Below are 13052 nucleotides of genomic sequence, written 5' to 3'. Positions count from 1 at the left end.
AGAGGATCTTGCTGGATGAAAGGCCCCATACCGTTCGTCGATGCTTCGGAAGGAGATGTTTTGGCGATCGCCGGGAGCCTCCGGCGCGATTCTTTCAACCGTTGGTTATTGAATGCGGCTGCCGGCTGCGCTCCAGATGGCATGCGCCTACAGATCTACGACCAGCTGGCTGCGCTTCCCATGTTTGACGAGGATCGCGAATCGGCTGCTCTTGCAGCAGGACCGGTTCGCGACCTGCGCGATCAAGTTGCGTCCGCGAGTGCGCTGCTGATCGCGACCGCCGAGTACAACCAGTCGATGCCAGGTGTGCTCAAAAACGCCATCGACTGGCTCTCGCGCCCGGCGCCGGACGAAGTGCTCGTCGGCAAACCCGTCGCGCTGATCGGCGCCAGCGCCGGTCGCTGGGGAACGCGACTCGCACAGGCAGCCTTGCGACAGGTGCTGTTCGCCACCGAATCGCTGGTGCTCACAGGGCCGGCGCTGTACCTGGCGAACGCCGCGGCGGCTTTCGATGCCGACGGGAAGCTCGTCGACCCTGCGGCGCAAGCGTCGCTGCGGCGGGTGCTGCTCGGTTTGCGCAAGCTGATTGAAGATCGAGCCCGGTCGGAGGCTCCTGGCCGGTAGCGACCTCGGACATGGCCGCCTTGCTCGATAGGCACAGATGCGCGAATACTCTGTGTCCTGATATTTGCCGGTGATGTTTTCACATGCGCGAGATCTACATCAGCACCGACGTCGAAACCGACGGCCCGATTCCCGGTCCGCACTCGATGCTCAGCATCGGCTCAGCTGCATACACGGCCGACAAGGTGCTGCTGTCGACATTCTCTGCGAACCTGGAAACATTGCCGGATGCGCGGGCGCACCCGAAGACGGCGCAGTGGTGGGCGAGCCAGCCCGAGGCATGGGCCGCGTGTCGGAAGGATCTTGAACCGCCCGAGCAGGCGATGGCGCGGTATGTGAGTTGGATCAAGTCGATCGAAGGTAAGCCTGTGTTCGTTGCCTACCCGGCGGGCTTCGATTTCCTGTTCGTCTATTGGTACCTGATCAGGTTTGTCGGGGAGAGCCCCTTCAGCCACTCGGCGCTGGACATCAAGTCTTTCGCCATGGCCGTGCTCAAAAGTGACTTCCGACACAGCACCAAGCGCAACATGCCGAAGCGATGGTTCGACGATCTGCCGCACAGTCACGTGGCTCTGGACGACGCGGTCGAGCAGGGTGCCCTGTTCTGCAATATGCTGCGAGAAAGCCGGTCGCAACGATGAACTATTGCTCGCGAGCAGCATTACTCATACGTCATTGTGCTTGCGAGATCCTTGTCATGAAGCCGACTCCCGTCCCGCCCGAACGTCCGAAAAATCCGACGCACTTCGGTGGCGAAGGTTTGTACGAAGATCCGCAGCTTCGGGATGCACCCGAGAGCAAGTCGGATGCCTCAGCCTCCGGCCCTGGCCTCACGCCAGACAACGCCCGCATGTCACCGGAACAGCACGATCGAATCGCGAAACGCGCCTACGAGCTCGCCGCGCAGCGCGACTTTCGCGCGGGCCATGAACTGGACGATTGGCTGCAGGCCGAGCGAGAAATCGAGGCCGGCCCCGCTCGCAATACTCCGCCCGACAATCCCTTCGACACGGTGAAAACCTCATCCAATGAGGATCGTTGAGCGAACATAGCCGCCAGCGATGTGGTGAATGTCAGCTGCAAGCCTTACAGTTGCGCCAATAAACGATAGCGCTTCGGGCCACTGACCTTGGCAATCGCCGAGCTCGCGGATTCGACGCGGTTCGCGGGAAGGCTATGAGCGCAGGACAAAGATCATTCAGTCGTCGTCACGTATTGCAAGGCGCGGGCGCGTTACTGGCTTATAGGACCGCGTTCGGGCGGCCGGCTGAAAACCCGGACGTTCTTTACGGTCGGCGCACGTTACCTATTGGGGTGCGCTCGCGCCACGTCGAGGTCAATGGCATCGCCCTGCACATTCTCGAATCAGGAGTTCCCGGGAAGCCGTGCGTCATGCTCCTGCACGGGTTTCCTGAGCTGGCGTACACCTGGAGAAATCAGTTACTGCCGCTCGCGCGAGCTGGCCTTCATGTCGTAGCGCCCGATCTGCGCGGCTACGGCCAAAGTGTAACGACACCCGTCACGTATAGTGATGATCTTCTACCGTATTCCATGCTCAACCGAGTGAGCGACGTGCTCGGACTCGCTGGTGCGCTGGGGTATGAGAAGGTCGCGGCTGTGATTGGGCACGACTGGGGAGCGCCAACGGCGCAATGGTGTGCGCGTGTGCGCCCTGACGTCTTCCAATCGGTCGTGTCCATGAGTACGCCCTTCTTTCGCGTGCCGATCGTGGCGCTTGGCACCGCGAACGCTCCCAAGGCTCCCCGGAACGATATTCATCGTGAGCTCGCGGCACTACCACATCCGCGAAAACACTATTCAGCCTACAGCGCCACTCGGGGCGCGAATGAGGACATGTGGCATGCCCGGCAAGGCGTACGTGATCTGTTGCGAGCGATGTATCACTTCAAGAGCGCCGATTGGAATGGCAACAAACCCTTTGCTCTGAAATCGTGGGCAGCCGCGGAATTGGCGCAGTTGCCGACGTACTACATCATGAACCTCGAGCAGGGAATCGCGCAGACGATGGCGGCACAGATGCCTTCGGCGGAACAGATCGCCCGCTGCCAGTGGCTGACGGAAGATGACATGGACGTGTATAGCGCCGAGTTCGAGCGAACCGGTTTTCAGGGAGGTCTCAATTACTACCGGGTGGCCGAACATCCCAGCTTGGGCGCCGAGCTCAGGGTCTTCGCGGGGCGCACTATCGATGTTCCTGCTTGTTACATCGGTGGCGACCGGGAATGGGCGGTCTACCAAACGCCAGGCGCGTTTGAAACCATGCACCAGGCATGCACCCGCCTGCTCGGAGTGCACCTGGTGAAGCAGGCAGGCCACTCGGTTCCGGAAGAACAGCCCGGCGAGGTGAATCGCATCCTCTTGAATTTCTTGCGAGAAGCGGGCGGAGGTGCAGAGTCGTTCTAATCGTTCCTATTGGGCTGCTGCGGGCGGATGAACCTCTCGTCCTTTCCGAGCAGCACGCCGTGGCTGCTGGCGATGCCGAGCTCGAAACTCGTCGCGATACGACGCGCGCGCTCCAGGAAGTGTTCGGCGATCCGATCGTTGAACAGATCTCGTGCGGTCTGCTCGAAGAGATCCAGCCACCGATCGAAGTGCCGGGCGTCCACGGGCAATGGCAGATGCATGCGCATCGGTTGGCCGTGATAGACGCTGCTCGATAAGACGACGGAGGACCAGAAGGCGAACATGCGTTGCAGGTGTGGTTCCCAGTCGCGAATGCGTGCGTTGAAGATGGGCCCGAGCAGGTCATCCTCGCGGATGCGCGCATAGAAGCCCCGAACCAGCTGCTCGATCATTCCTTCGTCGATGCCAGTCTGCTCGCGCATCTGCTGGACGATCGAGGCGCGACGTTCTTCATCAGTGGAGGTAGTGTCGGGCATGTGTCTGAAAGGTGTCAGTAACAAGTGAGGACAGCGGCCCCTGGAGCGCCGGTCTCCAGCATGATCGGAGCATAGATTTCGGATATGGGCGCGCGTTGATCCAGATCAAGTATCGGGGCACCCGCTGCGATTCAACGAATCACTCGGAATCAGCCGATGGGGATCATGTCCCCGGCAATTGGGTGACGCGAATCTCACCATCTTCAAGCACGCGGATAAAGAACAGGTTCACCGTTGTGGTTTTGTAGCCATGGAGGCCTGGCGGAGCAGGAGTGAACTTCAAAGCCGAGAGGATGGCCTTGCAGCTGGCGTCGAAATCGTCCCCGGATGATTTCAGGAGTAAGGTTCCTTGAATGGCGCCCGAGCCGTCGATCAGCAGGCGAATGTGACTCCAACCTTCCGTCAAGTTTACGCCGAGCTCGGCAGCAGACGAGGGCACGGGCGCGGCCAGGCTTCGCGAAGCGGTGCTGAATGCGTAGCCCTCGTCCGTTTCGCTCAATTGGAATGGAATCTGAACCACCGCCTCGGTGGGCTCCGCGATCGGCTGGTATCTCCACTTCGCGGTCGTTTGCACAACGGCGTCAGACAGAATGTCCGCAGGCGACTGAATGATCTCCGTCTTCGAGACATGGCCGTCCATCTCGACTCGCATCTTCGCGATCACGGTCCCGGATAGATTGAAGCGGCGCGCATTGGCCGGATATTCCGGAGCTTCCACGTGCAGCCTGACCAGCTTCGGCGCGTTTGTTTCCGCGGTGCTGACAGTCGCGGTCACGAGCAGCGCTAGTATTGCAAAGAGGTGGCTCGGTCTCATTGTTATTCACCGCCACAGATAGCTTCGTTCCTGGTTGGAGTAAAGCACATCCGGATGCCTCGCGCGAGAATGTGCTGCGGCGAGCCATCTGCGGATGGATTACCCCCGCCAACCGCCCCACACGATGATCGCCATCCCGCAGAGAGCGACGCTCGCGCCGATGACGTCAGTGGTCCCGAGGGGTACGCGGTCCACTTTCCACAACCAAAGCAACGCGGTTGCGACGTAGACGCCGCCGTAAGCGGCATAAACCCGTCCCGAAGCAGTTGGATGTAACGAGAGCAGCCAAACAAAAAGTGCGAGGCTCACGGCGGCGGGAATAAGTAGCCACACGCTGGCATTCTTCTTCAGCCAGAGATAGGGCAAGTAGCAGCCGATGATCTCAGCGAGCGCCGTGACAACGAACAAACCCAGCGCTTTGACGATTTCCAAAGCCATCCCCCGACACTCGGCAAAGCACAGCTAGTTGCTGCTACCCGCGAATGGGCTGCGCCGCGAGCACTCCAAGTTCCGCCCGCGAGCGTCCCCTCGCTACGCCTTTCTCACAAACTCCGATTTCAACTGCATCGCGCCGATGCCGTCGATCTTGCAGTCGATGTCGTGATCGCCCTCGACGAGCCGGATGTTTTTCACCTTGGTGCCCATCTTTACGACCAGCGACGAGCCTTTCACTTTCAGGTCCTTGATGACCGTGACGGCGTCGCCGTCGCGCAGTTCGTTGCCGACGGCATCGCGCACCACACGCTTGCCTTCCTCCGCTTCCGGCGCCGCAGTGGGTGTGCTGGACCACTCGTGCGCACATTCCGGGCAGATGTACAGCCCCGAATCTTCATAGGTGAGGTTCGAGCCGCAGCTCGGACAGGCGGGGAGGTCGGACATTGTATGCGCAGGAATGTGGGAATGGCGCGGCCGGAGGGATTCGAACCCCCGACCACCTGGTTCGAAGCCAGGTACTCTATCCAACTGAGCTACGGCCGCGCGGGAGGAACGGGGATTCTACCTGCAGGCTCCCGCGCCGTCACCAATCACTCTTTGACGTGGGTGTTCGCCGTGTAGCTGAGGGTGACGCGCCAGCCGCGGTCCTTGGAGGGTTCGGAGACCGAGGCGTGGGCTTCGGAGGATTTGCCGTCCCAGAAGGCGACCATGGTGTCGACGGGCGACAGCGTGGCGCCGGCGTCGGTCATTTTTTTGCGATGGGCGGCGGAGGCGAAATCGTAGGAGGGTTTACCGCGCTCGCGGCTGACGCGTTTTTTGATGGTGGCGTACAGGGCCGCCGCATCGGCCTCGTCCCTGGCGTCGAAGATATAGCCGGTGCGGTACAGCTTGCCGCCGTCGCAGGCATAAACGGCCAGCGCTTCACGATCCAGTTCCCGGATGCGGAACGCGAATTGATAGCCGGAGGGCAGTTTGCCTTCGTAGGCCTCCGCGCCGCTGGCGGACTCCTGTTTGACGATCTGGTCGCAGGGCGCGCCGAATTCGAGCAGGCGAAGTTCGGCTGCAGTGGCCGGGCCGGCGAGCAGGGTGGAGACGACCAACGGGAGCAGTAGGGATCTAGAACGCACGGTAAAGCTCATCGAACAAGGGGCAGAAACCACGAATGTACCGCATCGGCCAACATCCCTGCTCGCGGGAATGAACGGCGCGGCCGCGACCCTCCCTTAAGTCGGCCCCAAAAGCCGAGCGCCGGGCTTACAATCCGGCCATGAACAAAGAAGGGGCGCTTGCAAGCCTCGGCCTGAACGGCGACGAGGACCACGCTACGGTAGCGCGCGTGTACGGCGAGCGGCTGGTGGTCGTGCAGGACCAGCTCGCGTCAGCGCAGACGGATGCGGAACGCAACGAGCAAAGCGCCAAGCTCGCCGAGTTGAGCGAAGCTTACGAGTTGATCACGGGTTCGGGTCGCTACACACAGCTCCGATCCGGCACGGCGCTGGCGTCGATGCCGGCGGGCGATACGTTTGTCCGCATGGAGCCGGGCGTGGTCATCGCGGATCGTTTCGAGATCGGCGAACTGCTCGGTCAGGGCGGCATGGGCAACGTGTATGCCGCGCATGACCGGCTGAAGAATCAAGACATCGCCATGAAGGTGCTGCGGCAGGATCTGCAGTTCAGCGGCGCGGCCAAGGATCGTTTCCTCGCCGAAGCCCGAGGCTCCTGCAGCTTGTCACATCCGAACATCGTGCGCGTGCACGACGTGGGCGTGAGCGGCGGGTTGTATTACTTGTCCATGGAACGTCTGCACGGTCACACGCTGCGACAACGCATGGATCAGTATCGGCAGAGCAATCGCGAGTTCAGCATCGCCGAAGTCACCGACATCGCGCGCCAGCTCACCGAAGCGCTTCGTTACGCACATCGATACATCGTTCATCGCGACATCAAGCCAGAAAATATCTGGCTGGCCGAGGACGGCACGCTCAAGCTGATGGACTTCGGTATCGCGCGCGCCTTCAGCGATTCGCAGCTCACGCAGACGGGCATGGTGCTGGGCACGGCCTACTACATGTCCCCAGAGCAGCGCATCGGTTCGAAGGAAATTGATTGGCGCGCCGATCAGTACGCGATGGGCGTGGTGCTCTATGAACTGTTCGCGGGTACGTTGCCGATGGGGGCTGTGCGGCCGATCGACACGATCCGGCGCGATCTGCCGAAGCGTTATGCGAACGCACTGATGCGTGCGATGGCGGTGCTGCCCGAGGATCGTTTCCAGTCGCTCAACGACATGCTGGCGGAGATCGAAGCGCCGCCACCGAAGAAGTTTCGGTACGGAAGCCTGGTGTTGATCGGCGCAGGCCTCGCGGCGGCGGCTGCGGGCGCGTTTGTTATTCTGAACAATCAAGGGCGCGCGCCCCAGCCGACTGCAGTTGCCCAAGCTCCGAAGGCCGAACCAGCGGCCGCGTCAGCTGCTGCAGCGGCTGGCGGAACAGAGGCATCAAATCGCGGTGGTGGGCCGGACGGCTCCGCGCCCGTAGAGCCGCCTCCGCCGGGAGAAACATCTGCCCTGGCCGCCGCGCTGCCTGAACAAGAGCCCGAGCGACCGACGCACGCGGTGGAGCAATCCGCAGCCGATGTCGTCAGCGAGACGCCGTCGCCACCGATCCAACGAGTAGCGCGAGCGACGACAATCGAATCGGCGCCGTCATCTTCTGCCGGTGGCGGCATCGACGCCCGCCGCCAGCAATGTATCGCGCAGTGCGAGCGAGACGACGGCGAGTGCCGCAGCCTGAGTCGCCGCGGCAAACAGGAATGCATGAGAGCGGTGGCGTTCGGCGGCAACTCCGCGCGAATCACCACAACGAATCCGGCCGCGACGAGCTGCGCATTCTTCGGGCAATCGCGTTGTGATTACTCACTGAATCGCGACGCATGTCTGGCGCGCATGACCACCCGATATAAAACCTGCGTCGAGGTGCTCGGCGGCTCGGTTGCCTCGCGCCGGCAGGACTGCGACGACAACGCACGCGAGTCCGATCAGATGTGCCTGGACGAGTTGCGGGAGTGCCGCGCCTCGTGTGAATGACGGCGGCGGGCGAGGTTAGCCGACGACGCTTTTGAGGTAACGAAACAACAGCGGATGGCCCGCTTGCAATATCTTCCGTTGGGCCAGTTCGTCTTCCTTCTTCTGCGTGCGGCGCGCTTCGAGCCAGCGGTGCACGCAACGATAATGTTCTTCGCCCGGTGTTTCTGTGCGCGCGAGATCGATGCTCATCTGGCGGGCGAGCCCGGGTTCGTGCAGCAGCATCCAGGCAGGAAAATCCTGCGGTGCCAGTCCGCGGTCGTCCGAATCGTCTGCCAGGTCGTCTTCTGCCGCCAGAAACTCCTGCCACGCCTTGCCGACGCCGGCATCGGGTTGTTGAGGTTTGCTCAATGCTTCCGCTGCAGTCGCGGGTGCGTGCCAGCAAAGCGCGAACCAGCCGGTGAGAGATTCAACACGACGATGTTGAAACGCACCGCTCTGCGCGAGCAGCAAGCAAAGGGCAGGTTGCCGCCACCATTGGCGATCTTCCAGAACGCAGGCGCTGACGCCTGCCCAGTCCTGCGCCTGGCTGAGCGCGAAGCTGCGATGTAGTTGCGGCTCGTCGGCGGAGAACGGCTGATCAGCCAATGCGTCGGCGAGTTGGCGCCATAGCGGCGTCAGCAGCTCACGGTACTGCGAGCCGAGCAAACGCTTGGCCGTGGGCGCGGTGTCGAGCAGGAACTTCAGAGCCTCTCGCGGATCCTCGATAGGCTGATCCAATCGTGACAACGTCGCGATCAATCGGTCGTAACCGGCCAGATCGGAGTGCGTGGGTGCAATCTCATACAGCCTGTCGACCTGCCGCTGAGCGTCAGCGACATTGGCTTCGGCCAGTGCTCGCGCGATGCCATTCGTCAGCGCAGCGACCGGGTTGTCGAAGAACAAATCCATCTGCGGCGCCTGCTGAGCAGGAATGAACCGCCCAGCGATGAGCCGATGCAGATCGGCTTGCGCGCTGATGCGCAAAGGCTTGTTGCTCGCTGGCGCATCCGAATGCCACGCAGTGAACTCCTGCGGCTGCTCGACCAGCCCGATGCTGCGCGCGTAATTGACAGATTGTTCGATCTGCGCGCGAATCTTCTCCGGGCTGCCCATGAGCACGCCGTCGAGAAACTCGATCTCCTGGCGCCGCCAGCTTTCGTAGTCGCTATAGGCGAGGCGGCCGGTGGCCAGGAGCAGTTCCAATACCGTGAACGCGCCTTGTTCCAGCAGCTGGTCGTCCACCTGCTTTTGTATCGCGGCATCAATCTTCATCATGGAGCGAACAACATATCCAGGTCGGCCGCGTTCAGTTGCATGGGCGCGGCGTTCTTTTCGGTATAGAGCTGGCTGGCGAGGGCATGTTTCTGTTCTTGCAGACGCACGATGCGTTCCTCGACGGTGCCTTGCGCGATCAGCTTGTACACGAACACGGGTTTGTGCTGGCCGATGCGATGCGCGCGATCCGTGGCTTGTGCTTCGACCGCCGGGTTCCACCACGGGTCGTAATGAATGACCGTGTCGGCTGCGGTGAGATTCAATCCTGTGCCGCCGGCCTTCAGGCTGATCAGGAACAATGGCACCGCGCCGCTCTGAAATCTCTCGATCAGCGGCGTGCGGTCGCGCGTTTCGCCAGTGAGCAACAAATAATCGATGCCCAGCTGCTGAACGTGATCCTCGATCAAGCTCAGCATCGAAGTGAACTGCGAGAACAGCAGGATGCGACGGCCTTCCTCGATCATCTCCGGCAGCGCATTGCTGAGCCAATCCATTTTGGCCGACGGAATGCCTTCGCCGTTCTCCTCCCCCGACGCGACCAGGCGTGGATCGCAGCAGGCCTGACGGAGTTTGAGCAGCGCGTCGAGCACGGTGATCTGACTGCGCGCCAACCCACGTTCCTCGATGGTCTCGCGAACGCGTCGATGCGAGGCGAGGCGAACTCCGTCGTAGAAGTCCCGTTGTTTTTCGTCGAGCGCGATGGTCTCGATGATCTGGGTCTTTTCCGGCAGCTCCGGCGCGACCGCGTCCTTGGTCCGTCGCAGGATGAACGGCGCTATGCGCCGGCTGAGCGATTGAGCGCGGTCGCGGTCGTCGTTCTTCTCGATGGCGTTGCGGTACTGGCGTTGGAAATCGCGTTCCTCGCCCAGCAGGCCGGGCTGCAAAAAGTCGATGAGCGACCACAGCTCGCCCAGATGGTTTTCCATCGGCGTGCCAGTGAGACAAAGACGATGATCGGCGCGCAACGCCCGCGCGGCCTGAGACACTTTGGCGCGGGGATTCTTGATGACCTGCGCTTCGTCCATCACCACCACGTAAAACTCGTGCGCCGTCAGCACTTCGCTATCCAGCTGCAGCAGCGGATAGGAAGTGATGACGATGTCGACATCGCGAATCGAGCCGAACAGCTCCTTGCGCCGCGAGCCATGCAGCGTCAGTTGCTTCAAATGGGGCGCGAACTGCTGGATCTCGCGCTGCCAATTGCCGATGACGCTCACCGGCGCCACGATCAGCGACGGCTTGGTCAGCCGGCCTTGTTCCTTTTCCAGGGCAAGATGGGCGAGGGTCTGCACGGTTTTGCCCAAGCCCATGTCGTCGGCGAGGATGCCGCCCAAATGACAGCGTCTCAGGAATTGCAGCCAGCCCAAGCCTTCCTGCTGATACGTACGCAACGTCGCATTGAACCGCGCCGGCGGCTGCAGCGGCTCGATCGCCGAGAAGTTGCGCAACTCGGCGACCGATTCGAGCAACGCGGGATTCGCCGAGCGCAACACCGGCGCATCGGGCTCCGATGTGAGTTGCGCCAGGCGGCTGGCTTGAGATGCGGGCAACGACAGTCGTTGCTGCTTATCGAGCGCATCGTGATCGAACAGCTCGACCAGCGTATCGGCGATGCGCCGGATGCGTTCGATCGGCACGGGCAGATAGCGGCCGTCGGGCAGCTGCACGAACAATCGATCGCCGATCCGATGCACGCCGGCCTCGCCGTTGCCGAGCGCGCCTTGCAGATAATCGACCAGCGCGGGCAGCAGATTGATCTGCACGCCATCCACGACCAGGCCAAGTTTCAGATCGAACCATTCGCGATCGCGCCCGGTATCGGCGTCGACATACCAGTCGCCCGCGTCAGCGAGGCGGTAGGGAAAGGCGTCATCGATGACGACGTCCCAGCCTTCGTCGCGCAGCTTCTGTACACCGTCCAGCATGAAAGCCAGCCAGAAGTCCCGGCCCTGCGAATGACCGGCGATGGCGGCGTTGAAACGTTCCTGAATCCGACGCTCGCCATTGCGATCGCGCGGGATTTCATACAGCTTGGTGTCTTTCGCGATTCGAACGTGAGTCATGTCGTCACGTAGCGAGCGGCTGTACACCGGCAGCCCGTTGTAAACGAAGTACAACGTGGCGATCGGATCTTCGGCGAGATAGAGCTGCGCGGTCAGGCTGCGCCGCTTGTGCGGCTGGGGCGTGAGCGTGCGCAGCTTCGGCAATGCGGGGCAGGTGCTCTCGATCTCGGCGTTCACTTCCACTGCGTGCTCCGGAGTGACCGGCGGCCCGTTCCAGAAGCGACGGAATATTTCGAGCGAGCAGGGCAGCGTCAGACCGCCGACTTCCTTGCTGGCAGGGTCGACATAGGTTGCGACATCGAGATCGAAGAACGTGACCACCGCGTCGTCGCGCTGGTCCCCGACGAGCACTTCACATTGCAGATACTGATCGCCGTTTTCCAACTGCTGCCATGACAAGCGCGTCTGCCGCGGCTTGCCGGTTTTCAGCGATGCACTGTCCAATGTTTGCCAGCGGGCACGGCCGGTCGCGATGACGTCGTTCAGCGCCGCCACGCCAGTGTCATCGCGCAGAATCCAGGGACCATCGGTTCTTTGTGCGAGCAATGCCTGCAGGATGTGACGATCCTGCGTATCGACATATCGAGGAAAATCATTGCCGCCGTTACTTCGCGGTACGAACGGACTGGAGCTGCCGCGTGACAGTCGAGTGGAGCCCGGCGGCGCCTGGCCTACCCAAGTCGATAACTGCAGCTCGCCCGCTGAAGTGGATTGCAGCAGGTAATAGAGACGTTGCTGAAGCTGCGGCCCGGTCGAAGCAGAGGTCGCACGTTGCAATGCTGACGCAGGCCGCTGAGGCGTTGCGACGCTCGGCGCATTGGTCGCTGCAGCGATGGCGACTGCCGCGACATGCAGACACGGGCTCTCCTTGCCACAGCTGCACTCAGCCTCGGCAATTTGTGAATCTTTGGGCGCCGCGTGCCGGATGTAAACGCGATGTCGCTGTCCCGCCGCGCCTTCCGCCACCTGCCCGGTAACGACCAGCCCGGATTGCAGAATGCGCAGGTCGCTGACAGCACCGCCGCGTGCCAGTTGCTGCGCGGCCAGGAACAGGTCATCGCCAAATGCGACCTGCAGCCGGCTCAGGGACACGGGCTCACTCCAAACTCAGGGTCGTGGCGCAATGCCCGATCCCGAGTCATAGAAGTGTGTGGTAGACCTTTTGGACGTCATCGTCCTGCTCGAGCTTGTCGATCATTTCCAGCACCTCCGTGGCCTGTTCTTCCGGCAGCTCGGTCGGTGTCAGACAGATGTATTCGTGCTCGGCCGACAGCGGCGCGATGCCGCGATCTTCCAGCGCCTTTTGCATCTGGCCGAACTCCGGGAAGTTACAACGCGCCACGATCTGCGGCTCGCCTTTTTCGCCGGTGCTCTCGCCCATCTCCTCCAGGCCGTGGTCGATCAGGTACAGCTCCAGATCGTCCTGGTCGATGCCGTCCGGGTTGAGGCGGAACACGCCCATTTTCTTGAACTGGAAGCTGACGCTGTTGGCGGTGCCTAGATTGCCGTTGTGCTTGGTGAAGATGCTGCGCACGTTGGCGACCGTGCGGGTCGGATTGTCGGTGGCGGTTTCGACCAGCACGGCGACGCCGTGCGGCGCGTAACCTTCGTACAGCACTTCGGTGAAGTTGGTCGCGTCCTTGCCCGAGGCGCGTTTGATGGCCGCTTCGACCTTGTCCTTGGGCATGTTCACGGCGCGTGAGTTCTGGATCACGCGGCGCAGAGTAGGGTTTGTGTTCGGGTCGGGGCCGCCGGCCTTCACGGCGATGGTGATGTCTTTGCCGATGCGCGCGAATTGCTTCGCCATGCGGTTCCAGCGCGCGAACATCGCATGCTTTCTGACTTCGAAAATGCGGCCCATGAATGGCTCCCATGAA

General features: G+C 61.9%; 13 protein-coding genes and 1 tRNA gene. 5 read left to right on the top strand and 9 right to left on the bottom strand.

Annotation, left to right across the window (positions count from 1 at the left end):
- Positions 1–15: 15 nt before the first annotated feature.
- The 4 genes from JM946_RS00670 to JM946_RS00655 all read left to right on the top strand — a co-directional run bounded on the left by JM946_RS00670 (position 16) and on the right by JM946_RS00655 (position 3048).
- Complete coding sequence (locus tag JM946_RS00670; protein ID WP_203165217.1) at positions 16–624, top strand: NAD(P)H-dependent oxidoreductase; 609 nt, start codon at positions 16–18, stop codon at positions 622–624.
- A gap of 83 nt (positions 625–707) precedes the next feature.
- Positions 708–1265 carry a 3'-5' exonuclease family protein gene (locus JM946_RS00665; RefSeq protein WP_203165216.1) on the top strand — a complete coding sequence of 186 codons (558 nt, stop codon included), beginning with the start codon at positions 708–710 and terminating at the stop codon, positions 1263–1265.
- A 56-nt stretch (positions 1266–1321) separates the two neighbouring features.
- The gene (locus JM946_RS00660) at positions 1322–1666 is read left to right on the top strand and encodes a DUF2934 domain-containing protein (protein ID WP_203165215.1); all 345 of its coding nucleotides are present in this window, start codon (positions 1322–1324) and stop codon (positions 1664–1666) included.
- 272 nt (positions 1667–1938) lie between these two features.
- On the top strand, positions 1939–3048 hold the full coding sequence (locus JM946_RS00655; protein ID WP_203165214.1) for an alpha/beta hydrolase: 1110 nt from the start codon (positions 1939–1941) through the stop codon (positions 3046–3048).
- On the opposite strand, the gene JM946_RS00650 is transcribed toward JM946_RS00655, so the two are convergent.
- The 6 genes from JM946_RS00650 to JM946_RS00625 all read right to left on the bottom strand — a co-directional run bounded on the left by JM946_RS00650 (position 3045) and on the right by JM946_RS00625 (position 5873).
- On the bottom strand, positions 3045–3524 hold the full coding sequence (locus JM946_RS00650) for a group III truncated hemoglobin (RefSeq protein WP_203165213.1): 480 nt from the start codon (positions 3522–3524) through the stop codon (positions 3045–3047). The genes JM946_RS00655 and JM946_RS00650 overlap by 4 nt on opposite strands.
- Before the next feature lie 163 nt (positions 3525–3687).
- Positions 3688–4299, bottom strand: coding sequence for a TonB family protein (locus tag JM946_RS00645; RefSeq protein ID WP_203165212.1), 612 nt, complete (start codon positions 4297–4299; stop codon positions 3688–3690).
- A gap of 138 nt (positions 4300–4437) precedes the next feature.
- A complete protein-coding gene (locus tag JM946_RS00640; protein WP_407700497.1) occupies positions 4438–4764 on the bottom strand; it encodes a YnfA family protein in 327 nt (108 codons plus the stop codon).
- Between the two features lie 105 nt (positions 4765–4869).
- Positions 4870–5217, bottom strand: a complete 348-nt coding sequence (locus tag JM946_RS00635; protein ID WP_203165211.1) for a zinc ribbon domain-containing protein YjdM — start codon at positions 5215–5217, stop codon at positions 4870–4872.
- A 22-nt stretch (positions 5218–5239) separates the two neighbouring features.
- Positions 5240–5316, bottom strand: a tRNA-Arg gene (locus tag JM946_RS00630).
- A 47-nt stretch (positions 5317–5363) separates the two neighbouring features.
- Positions 5364–5873 (bottom strand): hypothetical protein, encoded by a 510-nt coding sequence (locus JM946_RS00625; RefSeq protein WP_218042533.1) that lies wholly within the window; start codon positions 5871–5873, stop codon positions 5364–5366.
- A gap of 167 nt (positions 5874–6040) precedes the next feature.
- Between JM946_RS00625 and JM946_RS00620 the strand changes: the two genes are divergently transcribed.
- Positions 6041–7858 (top strand): serine/threonine-protein kinase, encoded by a 1818-nt coding sequence (locus JM946_RS00620; protein ID WP_203165209.1) that lies wholly within the window; start codon positions 6041–6043, stop codon positions 7856–7858.
- A gap of 15 nt (positions 7859–7873) precedes the next feature.
- On the opposite strand, the gene JM946_RS00615 is transcribed toward JM946_RS00620, so the two are convergent.
- The 3 genes from JM946_RS00615 to JM946_RS00605 are packed head-to-tail and all read right to left on the bottom strand — an operon-like array spanning position 7874 to position 13036.
- Complete coding sequence (locus JM946_RS00615) at positions 7874–9112, bottom strand: hypothetical protein (protein WP_203165208.1); 1239 nt, start codon at positions 9110–9112, stop codon at positions 7874–7876.
- A complete protein-coding gene (locus tag JM946_RS00610; RefSeq protein ID WP_203165207.1) occupies positions 9109–12267 on the bottom strand; it encodes a DEAD/DEAH box helicase in 3159 nt (1052 codons plus the stop codon). The genes JM946_RS00615 and JM946_RS00610 overlap by 4 nt, the downstream gene beginning before the upstream one ends.
- Before the next feature lie 46 nt (positions 12268–12313).
- A complete protein-coding gene (locus JM946_RS00605) occupies positions 12314–13036 on the bottom strand; it encodes a YebC/PmpR family DNA-binding transcriptional regulator (RefSeq protein ID WP_203165206.1) in 723 nt (240 codons plus the stop codon).
- Positions 13037–13052: the final 16 nt, after the last annotated feature.

The sequence above is a fragment of the Steroidobacter gossypii genome (assembly GCF_016801985.1).
In the GTDB taxonomy this organism is placed as follows: domain Bacteria; phylum Pseudomonadota; class Gammaproteobacteria; order Steroidobacterales; family Steroidobacteraceae; genus Steroidobacter; species Steroidobacter gossypii.
Note: the sequence above shows the minus strand (reverse complement) of the source record. Positions and strands in the feature narration are given on the sequence as shown.